A 24,342-nucleotide genomic window follows, 5' to 3' on the forward strand; every position below is an offset into this window, starting at 1 on the left:
GAACGGTCACGAAAGCGACCCACCGAACGGCAAGATCCTACGGCGCGCGTCTCGGCGTCGTTCGTCGCGCGTCGTTGAACGCTAAAGGGTCGTGACACCGACAAGTATCGACACAACGACGACGGTGAAGCTGGCACCCACAATGCGGCCGGTGCGGCGAGTGGGGTCTTTGAGCGGCGGCAGCGCCCGCCAGCGGAAGACGGCGCCCACCATCGCCGCTGCGAGGAGCAGCACAAGCGCGTACCACGCAAAAACTGTGGCCGTGGTCCAATCCACGATCTCTCGACTGGCGATGAGGATGCCGACGGCGGTGAGGCCGTCCATTGCTAGGGCAAGCCGGTCTCGAGCCGCACCGAAACGGGGTGACCAGGCAGAGACAACGAAGGCGCCTTGGAATGCAATGACAACGATAAGCGAGATCCAGGTAGTCACTTCATGTCCTCCAGAGTGGACAGGGCGAGGGTATCGACGCTCGTAGCAGTGCTGCTGAGTATAATCACGGCCCGGTTGCTGGCGCGGTCGAGTGCGATCATGCTCGCAAATCCGCCGGTGCCGCCGTTGTGCCAGGTGGCAGTGCCGTCTCCGGGAGCCTGGATGAACCAGGCCAGGCCGATGAGGTCGCCGTCTTCGGTTGATGCTTGCGGGTCGAGCATCATGGCTGGGTCGACGCCCAGGGCAGGGTCGGCCGTGAGCAGCGCGTGTGCATAGAGCGCCATGTCAGCGACCGTCGAACGGATGGCTCCTGCCGGGGCGTAGGCGGACATGGTCCACGCATCGACCGGGCGGCCAGCAGCGGTGTAGCCGGTGCGAGCATCGGAGGGGAGGTCATCAGCTGTGACTGGGATCGACGTGTTGGTCATGCCGAGAGGCTCAAGAACACGAGTCTTGAGCAGGGTAGGGTAATCGCTACCGGCCGCTGAGGCGAGGACCTGGCCGAGAAGGGCGACGCCGAGGTTGGAGTATTCGACCGTGCCAGGCTCGATGAGCGTTGCGGTGCGGGCGTGCTCCTCAAGAGCCTCGAGATTGTACTGGTAAGGGTCACTGCCTCGATAGGTGCTCCAGAGGCCCATAGCCATACTGGGCAGAGTGGTCGCAAGACGCGGCAGGCCGGACCGGTGGCTACTGAGCTCGCCCAGGGTGACGGCAGCGGCAGCGCTGTCACCGAGATCGAGGTAGTCCCCCAATTGATCGTCGAGAGTGACATCCCCTCTTTCCACCGCTTGGGCAAGCAGTAGCGCTGTGAACGTTTTTGTGATCGAACCAATCTCGAACTCGGTGGTGTCATCCGCGCCAAGACCAGCGAAGATGATGCCGTCCTCACCGATGACGGCGGCGGCGAGAGTGTCTCGGGCTCCGGACTCCATTGCAGCCTTGTCGGCCAAGGTGCTCGCTAGGGCGATGTCGCCTGTGGTCTCGGTAGCCAAGAGGGGCACTTGGGGCGCGGCAAGCACTCCGGCCAGGATCACGACGAGGGCGGCGGCGGCAGCGGCCAGTCGGATGCGGGTGGGGCCAATCATCAGATACCTCCGGCGGCGAGAACAACGACAAGGAGCGGCACAACTCGTTCCGGCACGATGCCGTAGTGGCCGCGGGAGCGTGAATATACCCAACCCGCAGCAATGAGCTGGTTGATATGGTGATAAACCTGACCAGTCGTGCCTACCCCTTCGAGCGCCGCTAGCTCGGAGACTGCGACCGTGCCTCGGGCGATGGCCTGCAGCAGTCGCAGTCGAACAGGATGGCCAAGCGAGGCCAGAGCAGCGGATGCGGTGGGGCGGCTCCAGTTGCGGGCTAAGAGGTCATCGGTGGAAAGGCTGTGCTGCCATTCGGCCACACCCTGGCCGGGCAGAGTGACATTGCCGGTGTAAAGGACCGCGCCCGGCTCGGGATTTTGAGACTTGAGCACATTCAGAGCCCAGTATGTTTCCATGGCATCGAGTAGCACAGCAGGCCCAGCTGTGGTTCTGGGCACGGGTGGCGCGGAAAAAGCTACGACTGTCCGTTCCAGCGCACTCACTCGCTCACGCAGCTGCGCTATTTCTTCCGCGTGGTCCTTCAAGCTCGTCATGCCACCAGTATTACGTATATTTCCACCGATTTCAACGTTATTCCGTACGTAAAATGTTTCTGCGCTTGGGTTACGCGACGAGACCTGACCCGTCAGTGTCGGTTGGGGCGACTCCTGGCCAACATTGCCCCATGCGGTCTCCTGCGTTTAATTCTTTACATCTTGCGCCAAACTGCGAACGCCCTGACGGCCGCCTTCCGCGTCTCGCAACTCTAGGGATACAAGACAACTGATCGAGACACTTTACGATCCGGAGCAATTCAAGGTTTTCACTGTCTTGCTACTATGTCTCATAAGCAAGGGGTGGGTTTTAGGTAGGCAACCACAGTTGCGCGACACTTTGGAGACGATAAATGGGCAAGCTCATCGGGTACGCACGCGTATCGACCAGTGCACAGGACGCTGACCGACAAATTACTGACCTACTCGGTGCCGGGGTGCGCCGCGATGACCTCTACACCGACCACGGAGTCAGCGGCGCCAAGGCCGCCCGGCCAAGATTCGATAAAGCCCTCAAAGCCCTACACGAGGGCGATACCCTCGTGATCACGACCCTGGACCGGCTCGGACGATCCACCGCTAACATGCTAGATCTCTCCAAGGGGTTCCGGGAGCGCGGAATCGGGCTGCGTGTATTGAATCTAGGAGGCGGCGACGTGGACACGGGCACCCCCATGGGTTCAATGGTCTTCACCGTCATGGCAGCACTGGCGCAAATGGAGCTAGACATCAAACGCGAACGCATCACCGATTCAGTGACCAAACGACGCGCCGCCGGCAAAGACCTCGGAGGACGTCGACCACAGTTCACCAACAGCCAGATCGACAATGCCCGACGACTCATCGACGCCGGCCAATCCGCCACCCACGTCGCTAGGGACCTAGGCATGTCCCGGGCAACCCTGTACCGACGCATCGCAGAGATCGACGCCCAAAACTGGATCACCACCCAAAACTGAATCTTGTCGAGGCCGATCGGCGAAAGAAATCCAGGGCCTGAAATGACCATGCGCTTATCGCCAACCACTGTACCGCTGGTCCCTAAGATCGAGACAAGCCAGACCACTCCCCCACCCAGATGAACATCACCCAAAGCCATTTACCCTGTAGCGTATGACGCCCGCGCACCGGACAGTTCACCGGACACCCTATACGGACACTTCATTAGCCACCGCTGACAAGGCAGCAGCTCAGCAGCAGATACGTCCGTTGGCGGACCGGCTTACGGGACAACTTTCGCCACGTCGAAACGAACGGTCAAAAGCTGAGATTCTAACGAATCATCCGAATTTCTTCCCCTGCTGCTTCGAAGCCCGTGGGTCTTTTTGTCCCGTCTGCATGGAATCCATTTCGGTTGTAGAACGATATCGCTCTTGGGTTATCTTCGAGCACCCACAAGCTTGAAGACGATGCTCCGAGAACGTTATCGAGTAGTTCCTGTCCAGCACCGGTGCCTTGTTCGCTGGAGAAAAGATAGATGAACCAAAGCTGGGTTTCCCTTGGTGCTGGATCGTCCTGAGAAGCCCCGGCACCTGCTAGACCAACTAGTTTCCCTTCACGCTCAGCAACTGCAAATTTGTCGCCGGGCCGTGATGCAGAACAAATTGCTTTCCACATACCGACTCGCGCCATCCGAGCATTCGGACCCCACTCCGATTCAGGGAATTTTCCTGAATAGGTCTCTTTCCAGGTAGCGAGATGAAGGTCGGCGAGGGTTTCCCATTCGTCTTCATGTGGTGCTCGAATCAAATATGTAGTCATGGAACCATTATGCTGCTGGGACTTCTCAGATCCCGGTTAGCACTTCCCCTGCGGACAGGGATGCCTCGGCGTTGGCTTCTGGAAATGATAATCAATTCGTGACTTTGTGAGGAACGACGACGATCTGCACCGCATCTTCATAGACGATTTGCCCCGGATCGTCGCTGACGAGTCTCACAACCTGCACGTCATGCCGTCGGAGCAGTTCCAAGTACGGTTCGATGCGTTCTAGCAAATGCGTGGCGGTGAGCTTGAACCAAGCTGCTGCCTGCGGGTTAACCTGGGGATCATAGACACCGGGATTCGATTCGGACGGATCAGGGTAGGCCAGATTGAACCAGTCGTTTCCAGCCCTCCACGCAGCCCGTTCCGTGTCGCTAAGTCTTTCTTCATGGGCGAGCCCATTGGCAAGCCCAAACACTCCGGTGTGAATCCCTCGGCGGTTGGGAACGTGCGCTTGAAACCGAACAAACACCTGTTACCTCGGTTTCTCATACTCGTGTGAATAGCGTCTTCTCAGTCAACCAGTTTCAGGAACCGAAGTGTTGTTGTGGCACACATCTGACGTGAGCATTTCTCCCAGAGGCAATAGCTAATAGATCAGCCGTCCCGCTGAGGGTTCCGCAATTGAGATCCGCTTACACCTCTCCCTCTGGCCGTTGTTGCTTTCGCCAGGCAGGATGCTTGCGACGATCGGCACCGCTACTCGATTCGATTGATGGTCCACGGCAAGGCTGACGAGCTGACACCATGGAGGTTATGACATCGATGGACAGCTTCACGAGAGCACAATCCACGACCGCATTGAAGTCCTGACCTGCGCCGATGGTCGCAGATCTGAAAACGTTCAAACCAACCGCAGTAATACACCAGATGAAATTGCGGTCAGAATGTGAATAAGTGAAATATCCGATGTTTGGGTGGTTCATGCTCAGGGGACATCCCTTCCAGGCCCATGCCAGAACCTAACCACATCTAGATTGCCCCTGGCGACACCTGTAGGGGTACCGGGCGAACTTGATGGCGTAGGAAATTTCTCTGAACGTCGCGAACCATTCCATCGGGCCAACTCACCGCCCATAGGGCAAGGAGAGGACGTAGAGCGTCGTCGCTCCAGCGAACAGTCGCCCGGTCGACGCGCTATTAGACGCCGTGCTCTTCATTTCCCTCGGCGCCCCACTATGATTTTGTCTATGACGCTTCAGGGATAGCGAATTGGGGTCTTTCTTACCTCATTTGCCAGAACAGATGCCCTCGTATGCCAGAACGGCTACGGGGCTATTTGCTATCCCTAGGAGATACCTTTGACCGACTCGACCGCCACGATTACATATCGATCGATACTCCGCCGCGACGGAGTACTTATCACATTCATTGCGGCCACCATTGGGCGGCTGTCTTACGCGATGATCTCGCTCGCACTTCTGCTCACAATTCAGGGCGCGACACACTCATATGCAGCCGCCGGGGCCTCGATCGGCGGCTACGCAGTCATCAGCTTTCTCATGCCGCTCAAATCCAGGTTGATCGACCGCCTAGGCACTAAAGCAGTTCTACCCTGGTTGTCCCTCGGGTTCACTCTGTGCGTCTTCGCCATCTCCGTGCTGGCATTTGAGAACGTCGGCGCCGCACTCCCTTACATCGCGCTTGCCGTCGGAGCAGGTCTCTTTGCGCCGCCGCTCGGGCCGTCGATGCGCGCCATTTGGGCTGCAGTCACCCCCGAGCCGGCAGCACGACGCCGCGCATATAGCCTCGACGGAATTGTCGAGGAGGTGCTTTACTCTGTGGGGCCACTCGTTGTAGGCGGCATTCTCCTAATCGCGCCCAGCTCACTCGTCGCGGCGATCACCGGCGCGATGAACCTGATTGGAACCATTTTTTTGGTGTTTTCGCCAACATCACGCCACAACAGTATGAAGTCCACGACCGCCACGACCAGCACATCGAGCGGCTGGGCGGGACCGTTCAAGCGACGAGGTTTTGTTTTCTTGCTTCTAGTTCTTCTTGGTGTTGGCCTAGGCGGAGGTCCCCTCGAAGTATCTTTGGTTGCGAGATCAGAGGCGGTAGGGCAAGGTCCGAGCGTCGGCTATTTGTTCGCTGCTCTTTCCATCGGTAGTGCCATCGGCGGCCTTCTCTGGGGGCACTTCATTCGTGAAGACCGCCCGCGTCTGCATCTGGCCGTGCTCATCGCGGTATCGGCAGCGTTCGGCCTAATGCTCGTCCCTACGACTAATTTGATTGCCACCGCTTCTCTCCTGTTCTGCGCCGGATTGGCTAGCGCGCCGCTGCTCATTACCGCATACGTCTCTTCCGATGGGTTGGTGCCTGAGGGGGAACAGCGAGAGGCGTCGACCTGGGTGAATACCTTGAACAACATCGGCGTTGCTCTGGGAGCATCAACCGCCGGAATTTTGATCGACCGCGGTGGCCCCGCGCTCGCCTTCGCGGCCGGCGCTGCAATGTATATGCTTACTCTGATCTTCGTACTGATCTTCGGACAACTGATCAGCCCGCGGCCGGTCGAGCAGATCCCGGTTTCGCGATACGGCGTCGGCAATGAAGATATTGTGGATGGAAAACCACTTTCAGACTTGGGGTCTGAGTAGTAATGGAACAGGATTGCGCGTTTAGCCCTCGGCTTTAGAGATGAGGTCTGACCGGTAGCGGAACTGCGGCTGGCGCTAAGGGGCATGTTTGGGTGGTGTGGTTCAGGGATTGTTGATGGGTAAGTGGCGGTAGATGGAGGCGCGGGAGACTCCTAGGGCTTTGGCGATTTGGGTTGGGCTTTCTCCGTTGGTGTGTCTGGCGTGGGCGGCGGCGAGGGTATCGGTGTCCAAAACGGTGGGGTACCCGCCTGTTCAGCCTTGGGCTCGGGCTACGGCGAGGCCAGCCATGGTGCGTTCGCGGATCATGTCGCGTTCGAGTTCCGCGAACGCGGCCATCATGATGAAGAAGAATTTCCCTTCTCCGGTCGGACTGTATGTTTCGGTAAGGGTTCCGCTTCCGGCCTTGACAGGCGACAATTCGTCACGGTCAGTCGAGGTGGGACACTAGTTCCGTGGATTTGAAAACAAACACCAATACGCCAGTAGTGGCCATTCGTCCTTACCGTCTTGTGGACGCTGCGGATACCTTGGCCATCTTCCTCGCCGCAGTGACTGAAACTGCTGCCACCGATTACTCGCCGGAGCAGATTCGGGCATGGGCACGGCCAGAGGATCGCGAACTCTCCACTTGGCACGCCGCGATGGACGAGCGGAACAGTTATGTGGCAACCGTGGATGGAGTGCCGGCAGGCTTCTCCGACGTAAACCAGCAAGGATATATAGACATGATGTTCGTGTCCCCTCGCTTCCTACGGCTCGGGGTCGCACGGCAACTGCTCGACCATGTTGAAGCCCGCGCACGCGCAGCTCAACTGACAGAGCTGACCGCCAACGTCAGTCTCACGGCCCGCCCCTTCTTCGAGCGATACGGGTTCGTCGTCGAGGCAGAACAACACCCTGTGATGCTCGGCGTGCAGCTAACCAATTACGCAATGAAAAAGAAGCTGCCCGGAAACTGATCGGCACCGGGAACGAGACTTCTCCCATCGGCAGGATTCCCACTCAAGGTTCATATACCGGGCGGTGCACTTACCGTCGAGCGCTCTGCCGGTGCGGGCATTGTCACAATTTCTTGATGCTATTGAAGTGCTCCTGCTGCAACCGGGACCGTGTCCGTCAGGGGCCGCCCAAGCAGCTGTTCCAGATCGTTGCCCGTACCGTCCAGGAATCCGTGTGCAGCGGATGAGTACAACGAGAGCAGCATGCTTGGCTGAAACGGCAGCAGACCGCTGGCATTAAGTGTCATTCGCCGTAAATTCAGGGATTCAGGATTGTAGGGAAGCCCTGCATGCCGGGCAACCTCTTCGGCCGTGACCGCGTGGGAACCCACCAGATCGTAAATCTTCCCGGCGTGGTCCCCGGGATTACTCGCCACAACAGCGGCCGCCTCTGCCAGATCCTCCCGGGTCACCACGGCCACGCCACCCTTGCCCAGCGGTGAGGTGATCACGCCGTCATCCGGTGCCATCAACGAACCGAGCAGATCGGCATAGATCCCATTTCGGAGAATCGTCCACTGCAATCCACTTTCCTGGATGCGGCGCTCGGTCCAACGGTGTGCCAGCGCAAAGCCCAAATGGTCTCCAGCGGTAGTCAAACTCGTATAAATCAGGTGCTGTACCCCGTCCCGCTGCGCGGCTGTGACAACACGTTCATGGCGAGCAATGACAACGTCATCCTCTGCATAGCCTGCAGAAACGAGCACTAAAGTTTCAATGCCGGTGAGATCAAGGGTGACAGGGTCGTCAAAATCCACATAGCGATCACTGGAACCAACGACAGGGCTGCGTGTTCCCGAAATCAGGGGCACGCCTGCCGCCTTCAGGGATTCAACGATGGCACTGCCCAGCTGGCCCGAAGCACCGGTAACTAAAATCATGAAGCATTCCTCACTCTGGTTCTGATAAGTAACTATGATCATCATCAGTAACCACCGAAGAACGCACAAGGAGGCACTTTGCTGTCACAGGGGCACATGGAAGTAACCGCACTGCTCGAACCTTGTGGAAAGGAAGACCATCCCGACTGCGGCATCAGAGACGTACTGACCCGAGTGGGAGACAAGTGGTCAGTCTTAGTGATTGTCGAACTCGCCTCAGGCATTCGACGGTTCAGGGAACTGCAGCGCGCCATCGACGGCATCTCTCAACGAATGCTCACACTCACGGTCCGTCGATTGGAACGTGACGGGCTGGTCACCAGGACAGTGTTCCCGACTGTCCCGGCACAAGTGACTTATGAACTCACCGACCTAGGGTCCAGCCTTACTCATCTGGTGAAGCAACTCGCAGATTGGTCTCTTGCACACCGGGAGGACATCGCGGTGTCCCGCGCTGACTACGATGTCGCCAACCCGGACCATACGATCCAATAGCTCCAATTGCCGATTGCCGGCAGACAGCTGAAATCCGTCCCACAGGAGGTTCCGCCTACGGGCGGCGTCGCGCGGAATTGCTTTCTAGACGTTGAAGAATGGACGGGCTTTTGCCAGGCCGGTAACGACCAAATCCGCTGGTTCGGTCGGTACCCAATCTGAAGCATCGAGGCGAAGACGGTCGGAGACGATGGCTCGCCCGGCGAGAACGTCCCGTGAGATGCCATCGTGAAGGTATCCGAGCCGACGCGAGACGCCTTGCGAACCAACATTGTCCTGGAACACCTCGGTCAGTGCGGTGACGGCTCCCAGTCCCTCAAAAGCAAGACTCAGCAAGGCCGTCCGGGCCTCAGTACCAATACCCTGCCGGTGAAATTCAAGGCCAAGCCACGACTCGGTTTTTACTTCACGTAGTACAGGAAAATTGCGTGCCTTCAGCGTGACCATGCCTACTGGCTGGTCTCCTCGGAATACGCCCATTTCCAAGGCCCAATCCTCCGTACACCACGCGCCCCGTCGGCTCCAGTGCTGTTGCATCACGTGAAGTGCCCGCTCACGAGGAGGAAGATCTGTCCATGGTGTCAGAAACGGCTGCTCGCCAGGTTCGTGTACGCCGTTGGCCGCGACCTGAGCCAGCTCGGATAACTCTTCATCGTTAGGACCGCGGAGTTCCAACCGCTTGGTTGCAAGCTTCAAGTGGGCGAGAGGCCAGTAATCGTTCAGCACTTCGCCAGTATCGCACGGTAGCATCCACCGGTTTGCGTTTAGACACGCGAGAAAACGCAGGCCAACTTCCTCCACTGCCCCGCAGAAGGTTCGGCATTCGAGACGCCGCTGGAGCATTGGGCGGAGCACATCTGCCTTCGTCCAATAGGTATGACGCCGACGATAGTTGCACTCTCCAGCGAACTCGATTAGTTGTCCACGGCGCGGCAATCCAGCTGGCACTATTGAATCTATGACATCCCCAGACAAAACGAGCAGCCCAGGCCTGGTTCCGGAACTCCTCGTCAATGCTATCGAGGAAAGCTTGGACTTTTGGTGCCGATTGTGCGGCTTCAATGTTTCCTATGACCGCCCAGAAGAAGGCTTTGCCTACCTCACAAGCGGTAACGCACATGTGATGCTGGAGCAATCCGGCATCGGCCGAAACTGGACACCAGCTGCATTGGAACCGCCACTTGGCCGAGGCATCAATTTCCAAATTACTGTGTCGTCAATCGAGCCGATAGTTGCGGCACTTCAAGCCGCAAACTGGCCCCTCTTCATGGCCCCAGAAACAAAATGGTACCGAACAGGAAAAACTGAGGCCGGCGTCGCGCAGTTTCTCGTGCAGGACCCCGACGGGTACCTCCTCCGATTCCAATCCTCTGTCGGGCAGAGAGTTTCAAATCCTGAAATGTAAGACGCTCCAACTCCGCCAGCGACGGCGGCACTATGAAGCGACTGTAGGCCGCAGCCTGGACATCAGTGAGAAACTCAACCGGCATAACCCCAACATAGCCTCAAGACCGGACCAACATCACAGAACGGAAGAACTGTTACAGGCTTTCCCGGCGCCGCTTCACCGCCGCTGAATTCACACTCAGGTCAACAAACCAAGACCGTTAGCGCCGGATACTGTTCCATTGTTCGCCAAGGGCCGGGTCGGGGTTACGCGACAGAAGCAGCGAAGATGCTACTTACCTACCTGTTTACAGCTGAGAACGCTCATCGGGTATTTGCTCGTCTGGACGCAGAGAACGAGGCCTCACGACGATTGTGTGAGCGTTTGGGAATGCGAGAGGAAGCCCATCTCATCGAGAATGACCGCGATGGCGATCGATGGGGTTCGGAGTATGTTTATGCGATACTTGCCCGCTAGTTTGAACCGGCACAAGCGTAGAAAGAGTGCATCGTCGATAGCTCATCCGGATCGTCAATGCCCTATCCACCCATGAAGATGAGCGTGCAGGTACATCCTCTACCGAGAATCCTGTCCCACAGACCGCTCCCCTCTGGAATGCGGCCAACAGCGATCCATCAAAAGTGGCGCCGTGGTCTCAGCGGTCTGCGCACCGACCGGCTTACGGGACTGTGACACCAGGCGAGTGTTGACGATCTCAGATGCGGAGCAGGTCAGAGATAATAGGGACATGCCACTCCCACACGACATCGTAAAATTTCACGAGCCGCCCGTTCCCGAAGGCCAATCACCATACGTTCCTGGCGCCGGGCCATCGCTGCAACTCGAGATAGCCGAATGGAATGACGCGTGGCCGGGGCAGTTCCAATTGCTCGCCCAGAAGATCGAGGAGGCTCTGGGCTGGCGTGCGTTGGTCATCGAACATGTTGGTTCGACTTCCGTTCCGGACCTCCCAGCGAAACCTATTATCGACATTGATCTGATCGTTGCAGACCCAAATGATGAGGCAGCATACGTTCCTGCCCTTGAGCGTGCAGGTTTCGAACTCAGGGTTCGGGAACCTTGGTGGTTTGGTCATCGTGTCCTGCGCTACTCGGAGCCAGCCTGCCACCTACATGTTTTCGGTTATGACAGTCCCGAGGTCATTAAGCATCGAATCTTCCGCGACTGGCTTCGCGCTAACATTGACGATCGTGTTTTGTACGCAGATACCAAGCGTGAAGCGGCAGCTTTATCACGGGCCGCTGGCGAGCACTCCATGCAGTACAACGCACGCAAGGAAATTGTCATCAAAAAGATCTACCGTCGGGCGTTCATCGCCACGGGCCTACTCAAAGACTAAGAAATTCACGATGGGCCACGCAGTCCCGTATGAGGTTCCGCTTGCGGGCTGACGGCTCGGAACCGGTGGGCTTAGGGGGAGAATGTGGGAATGGATCTCTTCGTTGATGTCGCAAGCCAGTACCGTTCCTTCGCCGACGATGCCCAGGACTCACCGTGCTTTGAACAATGGGCACAAGGAGTTGCAGGTGATGAAGAGGTCATGGCCTGGATAGCAGAGTTGCCTCAGATAAAGCAGCAACCGAACCTGGTGTTCGCCGCGGCACGCTGGCACGGAGTTCCTGCACCCGGCCCCTATGCCGCACTGCGTGAGGCACTCCTGAGTGACCAAGGCCCGATTCGGACAACCATCATGGAACGCTCCACTCAAACAAATGAAGTCGGGCGACTCGCAACACTCACGCCCGTCTTCGCGCAAATCGAAGCAGAAGCTGGCAGACCGCTGGCACTTGTCGAGGCCGGGGCCAGCGCCGGCCTCTGCCTCTATCCCGACCACTATAACTATGACTGGGTACCAAAGCATCAACGGACCGGCTCCGGCGGTCCAACACTGTCCTGTGCAGTCCACGGCCAACCACCACCTCCCTCCGCTCTGCCAACGATCACCTGGCGAGGTGGAATAGACCTGAATCCCCTTGATGTTCAGGACACTGATGCGATGGCCTGGCTAACGAACCTTGTTTGGCCAGAGCAAGACGACCGCCGCCTGAGACTCGAAGCAGCCATCGACATCGCCCGCCAAGATCCTCCACATCTGGCACCGGGAAACATTCTCACCGATCTGCGAAAGCACATTGGCATCGCCTCGCAATACGGCCAAGTCGTCGTCTTCCACAGCGCCGTAATCGCCTACCTCACCACCGAAGAACGAGCACAATTCCAGTCCCAAATGATAGAACTCGTTGAGGAAGGCCTTTGTCGCTGGGTATCCAACGAAGGCAAAAACGTCCTACCCGAGATCACCGCGACTGGACCCTCCGTACCAGCAGATCGCCCGACATTCGTCCTCGCACTCGACGGACAAGCTCTCGCCTGGACGCACGGCCACGGAGCCTCAATGACCTGGCTATGACACACCTTGAAACAAACAATCAATCACCGCCTCGTGAAACCGCCCCACAGGAGGTTCCCCTAGGAACAGAGTCGTCTGTGCTGGCACCTTGTGAAATTATCAGCAGAGCATTTCTGACAAATCAGACCAGTGGCCACAACTCCTGATATCCATGGACTCGACGCCTGAACATGAAACACCCCGCCCAGCTATGATGTCAGGATGGGCGAGGAGAGCACGGGTCTGGCAAGGTCAGGATGGGCCACTCAGGCACGCAATTTCATCCCTGCAACGCATCGCGGACTACCGATGCTGCGCCTTTACCTCCCATTCCGAGACCCCGCTCTCGAGTACGGGAAAGACATTGTGCGATGGTCCCAGCACGTCGCGGTAGAAGATCATTCTGCCTCGCTAGATTGGTTTGAAGCGACCACAGGCATCGTCGAAGAACACCCGTCGGTTCGTGACCTCGTCTCCTGTATGGGCGAGTTGGATGAACAAACCGCAAACGCCCTTCGTGATGTGATTGGCGTTGTCGAGCTCCAATGTCTCCGTTGGATGGGCTACGCCGAAGCACCGCATACCAGCTCGCCAAGGCGAGTGTTCGGGGAGGAATACTTCGAGGCAAACCTCGGTCCAGACGACGTGCGGGCCGGACGAAGGGTCCCGGAGTTCGCGTGGGATGCCGAACGGCGTCTCGCATGGGGTGCTCGGCTATACCCAGACTCGTTGATCGTGGCCGCAGAGCTACCCATCTTTCGGCAACTGATAAACGATCCCCGAATTGACACTGCGTCGGTGAGAGCTGATCGAGACGAGCTGCCGCCAAGCGCGGGCGATTGACGGGTCCACTGGATGTCCCTGTCCCGCAGGAGGTTCCGCTTACGGGCGAGGCGATACGGCCCGGTCCACTGATGCTTTGTGTCGGTTAATGCTAGACCTTCAAAACGAGCCCGAACCTGTTACTCGCTAGGCTGGCAAGTATGAATCAGATCCATAGTGCGCCAACTGTTTCGAGCAGTAATTCTGTTCTGCATAATGATGCTCGCCCCGCTTGGCCGGCGGAAGTGGTTTCGTGGCTGATGGGGTCACCCTCGCGCAGTCAACAGCTGGCAGTGCTGGATCTGGGAGCTGGCACCGGCCTGGGAACCCGGACCATCGCAACTCTTGGTCACGACGTCACCGCTGTCGATACGTCCAAAGACATGCTGTCCGTGCTCCGAACGATCTGCGAGGAGCTCCCGTCCGGCGTCGCTGATCGTATCAGCACTGCCAGCGGTTCGGCGGAACGCATCCCTTTAGGAAATCGAAGTGTGGACTCCATTGTTTGTCTCCAGGCGTGGCACTGGGTAGACCCCAAACGTGCAATAGCTGAATGTGATCGTGTAATGACGCCAAACGGCATGATGGGCATTGCCTGGCACACCTGGGACCGCGCCAGCCAGTGGGTGAAAGAACTCGCTGCAATCGTCGAGCCGGACGGAACCCCCGCTGACCAAACCCAAAGCGTGCCCGGAGAGTTTGCCGGACGAGGCGCCTTTATACGCAAGGATTTCCCTTTCATTTACGAGCTGTCAGTTGACCAACTTGTTCAACTCGCCAGCTCATGGGCTTACGTCGTGCAAAGATCCGACCACGTCGATGTCTTTGGAAAAATCCGTAGGCTGGGTGAACAAGCAGCGTCATGTGACACCGGCTTGGTTAGATTCCCCCACATCACCGCCGCCTTTCGCCTACAACGACCCGGCAGTGGTGTCATGGGGTAGGAGCAGCGACTTTTCACATGGATGGTCCTCCTAGCCCCGAACAGGATCCCGCAGGAGGTTCCCCAGCGGACAACACAACAGAACTCGAGTCCATGGTTGCGACAGGCCCTCAGACTAGCCGTTGGCGGACCCGGCTTACGGGACACATGAGACTCACCGATGCACTGCGGTAATTAATATCCCCGAGTCCTTTACTGCCTTCAGCCTCCCTTGACACACCTCAGGATTCCCGCGGTGCCATTGGCGACAGATCTGGTCGACCAACCCGTTGGAACGGGTGAACAAGGAGATCAAGCGCCGCACCGACGTCGTCGGGGTGTTCCCGAACGCGGCAGCCTTGCTGCGCCTGGCCGGGTCGGTCCTGATCGAGCAGCACGACGAGTGGGAAGCGGCCGAACGCCGCTACTTCTCCGAAGCTTCAATGCTTGAACTGGCCACCATGAACGACCCTCCCGAGGCCATCGATGAGGCGGTGATCCTCCCCGAACTCGCCGCCGCCGCCTAAACTAGAACAACTGACCCGCACGATGTTGCGAAACTCCACCACTCAGCGGGACGTGACCCCCGCGACCCGACTAAGACTGTTCGTGACGCTGCGCACTGCCGTTTCAAGTGAATGCTGGTATTCGATTCTCCGGTCGGTGTTCCAAGACAGTTGCCCCGAAATCGACCAAGCCTCGACAAGGACGAGGCGTCACAGGGTGTCGGCGAGTCAGCCAGTGAGTGCGGGAACGATGGCTCCCGAGAACACCTGCCACGCGAGGGCCGACTTGGCCACCAGGCTCAGGGTGATATAGGTGCGCTCGCCCTGCAGGTAACTCTTCCACTTGCCGACCTGCTTGTACTGCAGCCACTGATTGACGGCGAAGGTGTTGAAGAAGATGAACAATGAAATCACAATGCCCACGACGAAGCTGGGCGCGGCAACGTCGCTTTCGTTTCCGGGACGCAGGAAATAGATCAGAACAATGATCCAGGGCACGCTCCCGACCATCGAGCCGAAGATGAAAGGCAGCATCCCCCCGGAGCCAGGTTTTTCGTACTTCTCCTGCAGGGCGCCGAAGAGGATCATCGCGGCATTCACTGTGAAGACCGCGAACAAGGCTGCGATATCGGTGACCCCGTTGATGGCCAGGATCAGCCAGATCATGATCGATGAGCTGAGCGCGTACTCGGTCCAGCGGAAATAGTTGTGGTTCTGCTTGAGTCCGTTCTTGTAGCGGCCGAAGAACCACGGGCTCGAGACGAGGAAGTGGAAGACGGCACTGAGTGCGAGGAAAACGACGACCCCGACACCGATGTTGATCTCGAATACCGTCACGCGTTCCGGCGGTATGGGGGCACCTGGTGGGCCGGCCAGGTAATCCGCCGTGACGGGGAACAGAACCTGGGTGCTCAGCATGGTGAGAATGATCGTGAAGGCGATGGCCTGCAACAGGTGCAGGCTACCCGCGACGACGTTGTAGATGCGAAGCCGATCGATCTGCTGCTCGGCAGAGTATTTCTTCTTCGCCATGACCGTACTCCTCTGTCTGATGTGGGTTCAACGCTAACATCGACTCACAGGTGATGACACCCTTCTGCATGCGTGGGATTGCGGAGTAGCCGAAGCCGTGATCAGAAAATCGATCAGCAGCGGTGCGAGCGCATCGGCAGATACCTCGTGGGTCTGGTCCGGCAGGGTCCGGTATGTTCCGTGAGGCACGGCACGTGCGGTGACTTTGGCTGTCTCCACGCGCTCGGTGTATCGCTTGACCACCGAGGGATCCGCGATCCCGAGCTGCGCCGCAACGTAATCGACCACAGCCCATGGCACATCGAGAGCCCTTGGCACATCGAGCGGGTCGGCAAGAAGCGCCCCCAAGAACCGGGCCGGCCCGACCTGCACGGCAAACCCAATCCGGCTGTGCTCACCCCTGTGCCTGCGGATCAACTCCTGATCGGCATCGTCAAGGTAGAAGAACTGCTCCAGATTGTTCTGCGAAGGTTCTCCCACGAACCGCCCGAACGCGGCGGTCTGCGCATCACTCAAAAATTCAACTGGCACAACCTACAGACTACCGACAGCCACGTAGCCGAGCGCTAAACGCGCAATCCTGTTCCATTACTACTCACCCGCCCCAACCCTTGCTTAGAGGCCCTTCCGCTTACGGCAGTCCCGAATGGGCACTCGACAATAACGACGTGGTTAAGTGGATTCATGCCGACGAATATCGAAATAAAAGCCCGCGTGGCCTGCCTCGAGAGCCTGATTCCAGTGGTCGTGTCTTTGGCAGATACAAGGCCAGAGCATGTCGCCCAGGACGATACATTTTTCGATTGCCCCAATGGCCGGCTCAAGCTCCGGGTCCTTGACGATGAACACGGTGTACAGATCTTCTACCGCAGGACAGATCAGCTCGGCCCGAAAACATCCTTCTACATCCATTCGGAAACCGCCGACCCCGAGGGATTGCGCTCAGTCTTGGCTCATGCCTACGGCGAGGCCGGAAGGGTTCGGAAGCACCGCATGGTGTTCCAAATCGGTTAGTCCAGGGTGCACCTCGACCGCGTTGAAGGACTCGGCGAGTTCTTGGAACTGGAAGTGGCCGTGAGAGACAAAATGGGGCCCGAGGCAGCAACTTCGGAAGTACACCGCCTCGTTGCCGCATTCGGAATTGAGGAAAGCGCACTCGTGATAGGTGCGTACCTCGACCTGCTCAAAGCAGCAACCACCCAGCCCTCATAAGAGGTGCCTGAGAGAATCCCCCGACCTAGGCACATTAGTCCCAGTAGGGGTTCCGTCTACGAGCATAGGTTCGCAGTGCAGACGACTTTGGAAAACCAATGCAGTCGCCTTCGGAAGAACGATACTTCCGGAGGCGTTCTCACCCGTTGTCACCTGCCGCCGAGATAAACGGTTTGCAATATCGGGCTCCCGCCGTGAAAGCCAAGAAGAGGACTCCCAACGCTCCCATGATCCAGATGTTGCCCTGACCGTCCGAACTGAACAGTGACGGGACCAGCAGGATCAGCACTGCACCGGACAATCCCATCCCTATGATGCACGTCACTATCAATGAGCTCTTCTTCATCACGTCTCCTTACTCTCGCCACTTTCGAGGCACCAATGACACCATCGTAGGCAGCAATTGGGGAGTCTTTCAAGGAGCCGCGTGCCATCCGTCTCGTGGGCGTTCGGTGCTATTGATCAGGACGAACCGCTCAATCGCGTCCTGCAGTTCTTGATCGGTGTCCGCGAGGGGTTCCCCTTAGGAATACGCAACGGCGATAAAACCGCCGGCTGGTTTTCCTGTAGACCGAGTGCCGAGTGGCCTATGGGGTACGATCGCAGCCTCTTTCTGGCCACAAAAACATGGCGCGGCCCGAAAGAGGCAGATCAAAAAGGGTAGGCTGCAAGCTCAAGACATTGTTGAACAGCGCTAACTGGGGGTTAGTCCATGAGAAACCGACTTACGTTCGTCTTCGTCGCCTCTGCCATCTCGGGGCTACTGCTGTCGGGATGTTCCAGCGAACCAGTCTTCAACGCTCTGGAACGCCCAGCCACTTCTAGCGACACATTGCCCGCGGAACTGTCCTTTGCTCCTGACCTGGACATCGAAAAAGTATTACTCGTTGCCGAGGAAAACGGCAAGCAGTACTACCTTGGACGAGACGCGGCTAGCCAAACACTCTGTGTCGCCATCTACCCCAGTAAAAAACCAGGCCAGTCGATCGCGGCATGCAGTACAGGGATTCCTCGCTCCGGTGAATTACTGAACACCACCGGTCCAGACCAGAAGTCGACCATGCTTGTATCCGATGGCTACGACACATCAAAAATCGAGGATTCCGGTTGGAAGAAAATTCACGAGAACATCCTCACTACCGATTTCTGAAGCCCATCGACAGGTGAGCTGAACTTCAACGCGACTGACTGACAGCCACTAGAGTCGAACTAGTCCCGCAGGACGTTCCCCTCCGGACTTGCCATCATACGATTTTTCGTGCCAGCACGTGCATGAATCTATAGGTTGGGTCGCCGACGCGCTTGCGGACTGACCGTGGAGGAACCTTCAAAGCCACTCGATGGTTTCGTGTCAGGTCGTTGCCATAATGGGATTAGGACAATCGATGGGAGCATCAATGGACTGGTACGAAACAAGCAATGCCTTAGTCCCAAGTCAGAACGATCTGGGTTGGCTCATTTCCCGTGGAGGAGGAGACCTCCCCTACTTCACAGGATCCGACGCTTCAGGGTGGGAGGACAGCATTTGGATACTCAATTCCTTCTACGAACTTCCAGTCGAAGGAGCGCTTCCCACCTACGGTGAAATACATAAATCCCGTATCGCTGCCGGAGGTGAAGAACCGTTGATTCTTAACGGCGGAAACCTCGGTGAAATTACACCCGGCACCAGCATGGGGTTGGGGTACGAAAGAAGGCCCTCAGAGGATTGGCGGCGACGCACTTGGTCGGACATGCTGGTCCGGTTCCCCCGGCCCCGCCCTGCAGATGGTCCGCCACCTTGTCACAGCTGGTTTCTCGGACATGAATTTCCCGTAAATATTGAGCTTCCGACTGAAGGTTCCTTGGGCGAAGAGGACTTCACCGAACTCATCAACGTCCTCACTCATCACTCATCGGCGCCGACCTGTTCCATATACTTCGCAAACGTGTTCAGCAGCGTCGACGACCCGCACAAAGCCCCGGTATACGACGCGCACCTGATGGATCTTCCCGCGCTCCTTAAAGAAGCCGCTGAAGAACACCAAGTCTTCACGCCGGCGAATATTTGGCCACCAGACAGATCCTGGCTCGTCTATACCGACTACGACCTCTGGGCGACAAAAGTCAGTGGAAGCACCCAGCTCATAAACGAATTCCGGACAAATCCACTCCTCGAAACCCTCGACTGGACACCTGCTCAAGCCACAAACCAGGCCACATAACAAGTACGCGAAACGCACCCCAACCAAACTCAGATTCGATTGCAGAGCCCGAACATAGCTCACACCAACCTCGAAGCAGTTTGCCCGCACCAGCGTCCCGTAGCGCGTTCGGCCTGCGGACGGCAGAAACGACTATTCGGTTAGAACGAACTCTTCGAGCTGGTTTAGTGCCTTTGCGTGCCCGTTTCGACTGCCCTCGATCATCCCGTCACCGACGAACGAGGTGACTTGGCTCGTGAGCCGCACCTCGGTACCATCGCCGTTAACGGCGAAACTCCATGTGACCACGCCCGCGCTGAGCGGCTCCTCAGAGGTCGCCACAGTCTCTGTATAGACAACAAGCGATTGCGGCACGATGAGCGAGTAGTCAACGATGTTGATGAAATCGAGCGATTCGAGCGGGCCACAACGGTATCGGTCTCGACCACCAACTTCGAACGCTGCTTGTTCGTAGACCATTGCTTCGCCCGCCGGAACGCTCCACTGTGCACGCTGATTCGAATCAGCGAATGCTTCCCAAACCCTCGATAAATCGGCATCAAGTGTTTTCGTGAACTTCAGGGTTTCGTGAACGATAGACATTCCAGCTCCTCTGCGATTATGTATCCCATGATGCCATTGGCGACCGTCCTGCGGCACGGTTTGGTATCCAATCCAAGGCAAATTGTCCCTATCCTCACTGACAAAGCCAGCCTGACCCGTTCCGTAAACTTTGGAGCGGATATCGACTCAGAGCGTCAGAGGATGAATTTGGCTGACTTATCGTTCCGGAGAATGTTCCCCAGCAGAACGGCCCATGCAGACCCTAGGGCTCTTACTATTGGTGTATGCCCAATTCACTTCCTGCTTCTGCGCTCCCCTTGTCAGAAATCGAGCAGTCTCTCATCGGCCTGGCACGCGAGACAATCAATGCAACCACTGATGCCGGACCTGGGGACGAAGGTGTGCACACAATGGGCGCTGCAGTTCGAGCAAAAGACGGACGGATCTTTTCAGGCGTGAATCTGTTCCACTTCACAGGCGGTCCCTGCGCTGAGCTCGTCGCGCTCGGAGCAGCGCGCGCCGCAGGTGCGGCTGAATTAACTCACATTGTGGCCGTTGGAAATCATGACCGAGGCGTGAAAAGTCCTTGCGGGCGGGATCGGCAGATTCTTGTTGATTAATACCCAGAAATCCGCGTAATCCTCGATACTCCACATGGACTTGTGAGCGTTATTGCCAGCGACCTCTTGCCGTTCAGCTACGACTACTTTGCCGAGCAAGCCTGAATTAGGACGTCCTGTAAACGGGTTCCCTTACGGCCCCGTCCCCACGATATGCACTGCCTTGTCCTTTGTCGGCAGATAGGTTGGGATCATGCACAGTGTTTGGGATGCTGACGATTCGGGTGTGATGCGGTTGCCGTCCGGCCGATTACTGCGCGGCCGCGGCCTTCATCAACCAATCCCCAGTGGAGCTACGCCCGACTTCGCGGTCTACCTTCTGGACAAGAGACCTTCCCCGTCCAAATGGGAAGCACGATGGGTGCTGTGGCCCGACTTTCGGCTGCCCAAGGACCGCGACGACGCGCGGGACGCGCTGCGTGAAGCCTGGCTTCGTTCCGAGAGAGAACGAGTCGAGATCGTTTGCGATGGCGGCCATGGGCGCACGGGCACCGCGCTGGCGTGTATCGCCGTGCTCGACGGCGTGCCCGCCGACAAGGCAGTGAAGTTTGTTCGCGAGCAATACAACTCACGCGCAGTCGAGACACCGTGGCAACGCCGGTATGTCGCGCACTTCACCGCGGACTGACCCACTCGCCTGACGACCCACCTCAAGAGTTCTGTCGCACAAGCGGTTCCCGAACTGGCAATGAAGCCGTATTTGCAGAACTTATGAGACTGAACTTGTGGGTTTAGCGCGGTTGAACCGGATTACTGCCTGATCAGCCAGAATCGATAAGAGCATCCCAGAGCCGACAACAAGAAATGCCGCAAGCAGTCCGAGCATGGCACCAAACGTGCTTGAGCTACGTACGTTTTCGAAAGTCGCCGGGGACACCTCGGCTGTGAAATTGACCCAGAGTGCTGACCAAATGATCCACCCGACACCCATGCCCAAGCATCCTGCCACGAACCTGATCGAGCCCCGGATCGCCAACGCACTCATTTTTCGCATTTACCTCCTCCTCTGTTGGTTCAAAGAGTACCCGGCTTACCGAAGTATGAATGCAATCCCCGTCCCATATACCGTTCCCCCTGCGGGTATGGGGAGCGCTGTGCAAACGTCTTCTGAAATTCTGTGTAGAGCACTTCTGACAAAACGGACGAGTGAACACGACTCCTGTCATTTGTGCACTCGTCTTCTGAAAATGACACTCGCCGAGATCGGCGGCCTGCCCGAAATGCTGGCCTATGTCAGGCAGGAACGCTCGGTGGTATCGAAAAGCGAGCGATGTGCTGGTGGCGAGCGTGCCAGCTGGTGATGGCAAGCACAGCCGTCAGCCCGTGGCAATGCCACGGGCTACTCGGCGCCCAGGCTCACGTCGCCTCAAGTCCGTCCACGCTCCAGTCCGCGCAGTTCACGACCTGCCCGCCTTCAGCCGTAATCAGGATCAACGTCCTGCCTCCGCGCATCGTCGCCGTACCGCTGACGCGGAGGTCCCAGGGACGTCGCTCCAGAACCTCCCCGTTGTTGTTGAACCGGAACAGGGAGTTATTCCCCTCGGGTGGCTCGTGGACCGCGACCCAGGTGTTCGTCACCGGGTCGTGGAGGACATGTCGGAAGTTCTCAGCTATCCTCGCTCGTTCTCGCCCGTCGGAGTCGAAAATGCGTAAGAGCCCGTCCACCTCGGTGACCACCAGATGCTCCCCGTCGCTGGCCGCGCACCAAGCCATGTTCAGTCCGGTCGAAATTCGGGACCCCAGCGGATCCAGCGAACGATCCAGCAGGCGGCACCAGCCGCCACCTACTGCAAGCGAGAGGTCCGAAGTCAGCGCGATCATCCTCAACACCCCGCGCAGGGAACGCATTTCCTCCCCGGTCGCTGCCTCCAGCACGCGAGTGGCCCTGCGGAGGTGAGTGACGACTACACGACCTCCAGTCAGCGCGGTCACGGCCTCTATGTTCGTGCGGCTGCGGTCCTGCCACAGCCGCTGTCCCGTTAAGTCGTATCCGCACACGCCATGACGCTCCCACGCGCCGGCCACCACCACGGGCTGCTCACCGGGCACCAGGGCCCCCCGCCAACCGCCACCGGAGCCCCAGACCGTCTCGAACGTGGCACAACGCGCACCGCGCACCAGCGACCACACGTCCACGACTCCCTTGGGCTGGGCGGTGACCAGCAGGTCCTCTTCCCACGGTGGTGCGGCCACATCGCGAAGGTCAATCACCACGGAGCACCCACTACGAGCTCATCAAACATCATGCCGAGGACTCTGCCAGTGGATACGATAGCGGTCAAGCCCGCGGAGGCGGCGTCAGACGTTCCCCTTGTGGGCCGCGATTTTTACTCGATAGTTGATGTGTAGCCATGAGCAGTTGCGGGTTAAGCGTTTAGGATTCCGTCTGTGGCTTCTCGGAGGTCTGGGAGTGCGTGAGTGTCGAGATCCTCCATGAAATGGATGCTGGCGTATCGGTTGAACTTAATCCGTCCCGCGTCGTCAAAGATTCTAATGCTGCGGCGAATCTTGCCGGTGGGAAAATAAGAGTGCCTGCAAGTGATCTGCACGATGGTTTCGGGCCACTCACCGATCACGTGCACGGCTGTGTCATGAACGCCATAGGCGTGCGGGCGGCTGCTCCCATCGACGGGATGCCAATAGGTGCCCGTGGCATCCAAAAATTGATCCGCCATCGCATCCACCGCTTGAATTTACTGGGAGTCAGTCAAGCTAACGAGCGCCCAGCGTGTCCCTGCCACGTCGATCAGCGCCGGATCCTGGGAAGGGGCAAAGGGGTCAATACCCAGGTCGATTCGTTCCTGTGCGCCGGGGTTCCCCCATCCCCGGGGGATATAATCCCTGAATCTTACGTGCTCGGGCCATTGTGTGGCCGTGCCCAAGACCAGTTCCGTGCACCGGTGCTCATAGGTGAACCCGGAATCTTCGGGGTGCGAGATCGGCGGAGAGGGGTTCACGAACAGCACAAGCCCGGGGGCTTCCTCGCGTACGCCATCGACATACCGGTCGACGTCCATGGTTCGCGCCGGCTGCCCAGGGAAGTGGATGTGCAGCGTCGTTGGCGCAGCCCAATTCACCGGCAGTTCACCGCCACGGTAACCGTTGTCGATTTCTTCGTAAGGAGAACTGCTCGTCCATAATCCGTCACGTGTTACGCCCACGACCGTCATGCGTTCAAAACGAACCACGCCAACGGATCCATCCACATCGATTCTTACCGCCACGCCATGATCCGGCGCCACCATTTCAGGGTAGCGATCATCGAGTACATCGTCATCGCCTTGATACACCACCCAGAGTGCATCAGGTGCCCGATGGACCCACAGATTAGGCGCAAATATTCCAATATCAAGCTCGGGCCACGTTAGAAATAGATCCGGCCTACCCGTGCGACGAGCCAGCTCTATGGGGCGTCCCGCATCAATGAAAAAAGTCGTCTCACCAATCGTTACCCGTGGCAATGATGACATTAGGTCGGTCATGGCCCGATGCTAGCAGCCCTAACGAACTATCCCGCGAGTCATGCCCTCGTTTTGCCTACGCCATCGCCGTGATGACCCCGACAATCCAAAACATTTGTCCCCCAGTAGGTTCAACCACTGGGACGAGGGCTAGGCCTGCTGGCCACGTCATGAGTGAGCCCATATGCATCTTGAAGCCATTGATGAACGGACCACTTTCGATGCAGCTGCAGCATCTGACAGAGTGAGTCCATGGATACCACCTGGTTACTTGTCGTCCTGATTCTCATCGTGCTGTTCGCGAGCATCAGCATTGTTGGTGCGCTACAGCGGATTCGCAACGCGAGCGAAAAACCACTCGCCATCCTGGAAAGTCAGACCGCTCGGCCGGATACTAACAACTCGTCCCGGTAG

The 24,342-nt window shown here is 57.9% G+C and carries 31 protein-coding genes and 3 pseudogenes; 17 read left to right on the forward strand and 17 right to left on the reverse strand.

From position 1 onward, the window contains the following. Positions 1–81 precede the first annotated feature (81 nt). Genes QMG40_RS01175 through QMG40_RS01185 form a run of 3 tightly spaced genes read right to left on the reverse strand, consistent with a single transcriptional unit; the run spans position 82 to position 2,068 of the window. A complete protein-coding gene (locus QMG40_RS01175; RefSeq protein WP_283527068.1) occupies positions 82–432 on the reverse strand; it encodes a hypothetical protein in 351 nt (116 codons plus the stop codon). Continuing rightward, positions 429–1,517: a serine hydrolase domain-containing protein gene (locus QMG40_RS01180; RefSeq protein ID WP_283527070.1), complete on the reverse strand. Its 1,089-nt coding sequence runs from the start codon at positions 1,515–1,517 to the stop codon at positions 429–431. Before QMG40_RS01180 ends, QMG40_RS01175 begins: the two co-directional genes overlap by 4 nt. Continuing rightward, positions 1,517–2,068, reverse strand: a complete 552-nt coding sequence (locus tag QMG40_RS01185; protein ID WP_283527072.1) for an ArsR/SmtB family transcription factor — start codon at positions 2,066–2,068, stop codon at positions 1,517–1,519. Before QMG40_RS01185 ends, QMG40_RS01180 begins: the two co-directional genes overlap by 1 nt. Before the next feature lie 353 nt (positions 2,069–2,421). On the opposite strand from QMG40_RS01185, the gene QMG40_RS01190 reads away from it, so the two are divergent. Next, positions 2,422–3,027: a recombinase family protein gene (locus QMG40_RS01190; RefSeq protein ID WP_283527074.1), complete on the forward strand. Its 606-nt coding sequence runs from the start codon at positions 2,422–2,424 to the stop codon at positions 3,025–3,027. A 313-nt stretch (positions 3,028–3,340) separates the two neighbouring features. On the opposite strand, the gene QMG40_RS01195 is transcribed toward QMG40_RS01190, so the two are convergent. Both QMG40_RS01195 and QMG40_RS01200 read right to left on the reverse strand, forming a co-directional pair. Beyond that, positions 3,341–3,829, reverse strand: coding sequence for a GNAT family N-acetyltransferase (locus QMG40_RS01195; RefSeq protein WP_283527076.1), 489 nt, complete (start codon positions 3,827–3,829; stop codon positions 3,341–3,343). A 91-nt stretch (positions 3,830–3,920) separates the two neighbouring features. After that, positions 3,921–4,304 carry a hypothetical protein gene (locus QMG40_RS01200; protein WP_283527078.1) on the reverse strand — a complete coding sequence of 128 codons (384 nt, stop codon included), beginning with the start codon at positions 4,302–4,304 and terminating at the stop codon, positions 3,921–3,923. Between the two features lie 829 nt (positions 4,305–5,133). Between QMG40_RS01200 and QMG40_RS01205 the strand changes: the two genes are divergently transcribed. Next, a complete protein-coding gene (locus QMG40_RS01205) occupies positions 5,134–6,435 on the forward strand; it encodes an MFS transporter (protein ID WP_283527080.1) in 1,302 nt (433 codons plus the stop codon). Between the two features lie 102 nt (positions 6,436–6,537). Here the strand turns inward: QMG40_RS01205 and QMG40_RS17340 are convergent, their stop codons facing one another. Both QMG40_RS17340 and QMG40_RS01210 read right to left on the reverse strand, forming a co-directional pair. Beyond that, a complete protein-coding gene (locus tag QMG40_RS17340) occupies positions 6,538–6,666 on the reverse strand; it encodes a helix-turn-helix domain-containing protein (protein ID WP_459252938.1) in 129 nt (42 codons plus the stop codon). 21 nt (positions 6,667–6,687) lie between these two features. After that, positions 6,688–6,852 carry a recombinase family protein gene (locus QMG40_RS01210; RefSeq protein WP_283527082.1) on the reverse strand — a complete coding sequence of 55 codons (165 nt, stop codon included), beginning with the start codon at positions 6,850–6,852 and terminating at the stop codon, positions 6,688–6,690. A 35-nt stretch (positions 6,853–6,887) separates the two neighbouring features. On the opposite strand from QMG40_RS01210, the gene QMG40_RS01215 reads away from it, so the two are divergent. Beyond that, positions 6,888–7,394 carry a GNAT family N-acetyltransferase gene (locus QMG40_RS01215; protein WP_283527084.1) on the forward strand — a complete coding sequence of 169 codons (507 nt, stop codon included), beginning with the start codon at positions 6,888–6,890 and terminating at the stop codon, positions 7,392–7,394. A 119-nt stretch (positions 7,395–7,513) separates the two neighbouring features. On the opposite strand, the gene QMG40_RS01220 is transcribed toward QMG40_RS01215, so the two are convergent. After that, positions 7,514–8,314 carry an NAD(P)H-binding protein gene (locus QMG40_RS01220; RefSeq protein WP_283527086.1) on the reverse strand — a complete coding sequence of 267 codons (801 nt, stop codon included), beginning with the start codon at positions 8,312–8,314 and terminating at the stop codon, positions 7,514–7,516. A 96-nt stretch (positions 8,315–8,410) separates the two neighbouring features. On the opposite strand from QMG40_RS01220, the gene QMG40_RS01225 reads away from it, so the two are divergent. Next, positions 8,411–8,809 carry a winged helix-turn-helix transcriptional regulator gene (locus QMG40_RS01225; protein WP_283527088.1) on the forward strand — a complete coding sequence of 133 codons (399 nt, stop codon included), beginning with the start codon at positions 8,411–8,413 and terminating at the stop codon, positions 8,807–8,809. Positions 8,810–8,893: 84 nt separating this feature from the next. Here the strand turns inward: QMG40_RS01225 and QMG40_RS01230 are convergent, their stop codons facing one another. Beyond that, positions 8,894–9,535 carry a GNAT family N-acetyltransferase gene (locus QMG40_RS01230; protein ID WP_283527090.1) on the reverse strand — a complete coding sequence of 214 codons (642 nt, stop codon included), beginning with the start codon at positions 9,533–9,535 and terminating at the stop codon, positions 8,894–8,896. A gap of 232 nt (positions 9,536–9,767) precedes the next feature. Between QMG40_RS01230 and QMG40_RS01235 the strand changes: the two genes are divergently transcribed. The 7 genes and pseudogenes from QMG40_RS01235 to QMG40_RS01265 form a co-directional block, all read left to right on the forward strand. Then, a complete protein-coding gene (locus tag QMG40_RS01235; RefSeq protein WP_283527092.1) occupies positions 9,768–10,214 on the forward strand; it encodes a bleomycin resistance protein in 447 nt (148 codons plus the stop codon). A gap of 168 nt (positions 10,215–10,382) precedes the next feature. Continuing rightward, positions 10,383–10,673: a GNAT family N-acetyltransferase gene (locus tag QMG40_RS01240; protein ID WP_283528562.1), complete on the forward strand. Its 291-nt coding sequence runs from the start codon at positions 10,383–10,385 to the stop codon at positions 10,671–10,673. A 271-nt stretch (positions 10,674–10,944) separates the two neighbouring features. Beyond that, the gene (locus QMG40_RS01245; protein WP_283527094.1) at positions 10,945–11,556 is read left to right on the forward strand and encodes a GrpB family protein; all 612 of its coding nucleotides are present in this window, start codon (positions 10,945–10,947) and stop codon (positions 11,554–11,556) included. Between the two features lie 90 nt (positions 11,557–11,646). Next, positions 11,647–12,627 carry a DUF2332 domain-containing protein gene (locus QMG40_RS01250; protein WP_283527096.1) on the forward strand — a complete coding sequence of 327 codons (981 nt, stop codon included), beginning with the start codon at positions 11,647–11,649 and terminating at the stop codon, positions 12,625–12,627. A gap of 201 nt (positions 12,628–12,828) precedes the next feature. Next, the gene (locus QMG40_RS01255; RefSeq protein WP_283527098.1) at positions 12,829–13,449 is read left to right on the forward strand and encodes a hypothetical protein; all 621 of its coding nucleotides are present in this window, start codon (positions 12,829–12,831) and stop codon (positions 13,447–13,449) included. Positions 13,450–13,589: 140 nt separating this feature from the next. Further along, positions 13,590–14,372: a class I SAM-dependent methyltransferase gene (locus QMG40_RS01260; protein ID WP_283527100.1), complete on the forward strand. Its 783-nt coding sequence runs from the start codon at positions 13,590–13,592 to the stop codon at positions 14,370–14,372. A gap of 223 nt (positions 14,373–14,595) precedes the next feature. Then, positions 14,596–14,877 (forward strand): annotated as a pseudogene (locus tag QMG40_RS01265) (transposase); the annotation flags it as partial. Between the two features lie 207 nt (positions 14,878–15,084). Here QMG40_RS01265 and heR read toward each other — a convergent pair. Beyond that, the gene (gene heR, locus QMG40_RS01270) at positions 15,085–15,888 is read right to left on the reverse strand and encodes a heliorhodopsin HeR (protein WP_283527102.1); all 804 of its coding nucleotides are present in this window, start codon (positions 15,886–15,888) and stop codon (positions 15,085–15,087) included. 186 nt (positions 15,889–16,074) lie between these two features. Continuing rightward, positions 16,075–16,419: pseudogene (locus QMG40_RS01275) on the reverse strand (DUF4158 domain-containing protein); the annotation flags it as partial. 153 nt (positions 16,420–16,572) lie between these two features. Between QMG40_RS01275 and QMG40_RS17300 the strand changes: the two are divergent. After that, a pseudogene (locus QMG40_RS17300) lies at positions 16,573–17,100 on the forward strand (class IV adenylate cyclase). A gap of 139 nt (positions 17,101–17,239) precedes the next feature. Here QMG40_RS17300 and QMG40_RS01290 read toward each other — a convergent pair. Further along, positions 17,240–17,446, reverse strand: a complete 207-nt coding sequence (locus QMG40_RS01290) for a Coa1/Tim21 domain-containing protein (protein ID WP_283527110.1) — start codon at positions 17,444–17,446, stop codon at positions 17,240–17,242. A 366-nt stretch (positions 17,447–17,812) separates the two neighbouring features. Between QMG40_RS01290 and QMG40_RS01295 the strand changes: the two genes are divergently transcribed. Beyond that, positions 17,813–18,250 carry a hypothetical protein gene (locus QMG40_RS01295; RefSeq protein WP_283527112.1) on the forward strand — a complete coding sequence of 146 codons (438 nt, stop codon included), beginning with the start codon at positions 17,813–17,815 and terminating at the stop codon, positions 18,248–18,250. Positions 18,251–18,485: 235 nt separating this feature from the next. Continuing rightward, a complete protein-coding gene (locus QMG40_RS01300) occupies positions 18,486–19,304 on the forward strand; it encodes a hypothetical protein (protein ID WP_283527114.1) in 819 nt (272 codons plus the stop codon). 132 nt (positions 19,305–19,436) lie between these two features. Here the strand turns inward: QMG40_RS01300 and QMG40_RS01305 are convergent, their stop codons facing one another. After that, entirely contained in the window at positions 19,437–19,886 is a 450-nt protein-coding gene (locus tag QMG40_RS01305; RefSeq protein ID WP_283527116.1) for an SRPBCC domain-containing protein, read from the reverse strand. Between the two features lie 245 nt (positions 19,887–20,131). On the opposite strand from QMG40_RS01305, the gene QMG40_RS01310 reads away from it, so the two are divergent. Together QMG40_RS01310 and QMG40_RS01315 are read left to right on the forward strand one after the other, a co-directional pair. Then, positions 20,132–20,467 (forward strand): cytidine deaminase, encoded by a 336-nt coding sequence (locus tag QMG40_RS01310; RefSeq protein ID WP_283527118.1) that lies wholly within the window; start codon positions 20,132–20,134, stop codon positions 20,465–20,467. A gap of 193 nt (positions 20,468–20,660) precedes the next feature. After that, complete coding sequence (locus QMG40_RS01315; protein WP_283527120.1) at positions 20,661–21,095, forward strand: protein-tyrosine phosphatase family protein; 435 nt, start codon at positions 20,661–20,663, stop codon at positions 21,093–21,095. A gap of 81 nt (positions 21,096–21,176) precedes the next feature. Here the strand turns inward: QMG40_RS01315 and QMG40_RS01320 are convergent, their stop codons facing one another. From QMG40_RS01320 to QMG40_RS01335, 4 genes are all read right to left on the reverse strand, one after another. Then, positions 21,177–21,461: a hypothetical protein gene (locus QMG40_RS01320; RefSeq protein WP_283527122.1), complete on the reverse strand. Its 285-nt coding sequence runs from the start codon at positions 21,459–21,461 to the stop codon at positions 21,177–21,179. A 362-nt stretch (positions 21,462–21,823) separates the two neighbouring features. Beyond that, positions 21,824–22,681 (reverse strand): hypothetical protein, encoded by an 858-nt coding sequence (locus QMG40_RS01325; protein WP_283527124.1) that lies wholly within the window; start codon positions 22,679–22,681, stop codon positions 21,824–21,826. A gap of 152 nt (positions 22,682–22,833) precedes the next feature. Continuing rightward, positions 22,834–23,142 carry a hypothetical protein gene (locus tag QMG40_RS01330; protein WP_283527126.1) on the reverse strand — a complete coding sequence of 103 codons (309 nt, stop codon included), beginning with the start codon at positions 23,140–23,142 and terminating at the stop codon, positions 22,834–22,836. Between the two features lie 18 nt (positions 23,143–23,160). Further along, complete coding sequence (locus QMG40_RS01335) at positions 23,161–23,949, reverse strand: hypothetical protein (RefSeq protein ID WP_283527128.1); 789 nt, start codon at positions 23,947–23,949, stop codon at positions 23,161–23,163. Between the two features lie 231 nt (positions 23,950–24,180). Here QMG40_RS01335 and QMG40_RS01340 point away from each other — a divergent pair, with 231 nt between their 5' ends. Beyond that, on the forward strand, positions 24,181–24,342 hold the full coding sequence (locus QMG40_RS01340) for a hypothetical protein (protein WP_283527130.1): 162 nt from the start codon (positions 24,181–24,183) through the stop codon (positions 24,340–24,342).

Origin of the sequence: Arthrobacter antibioticus (assembly GCF_030063205.1) — a bacterium.
In the GTDB taxonomy this organism is placed as follows: domain Bacteria; phylum Actinomycetota; class Actinomycetes; order Actinomycetales; family Micrococcaceae; genus Specibacter.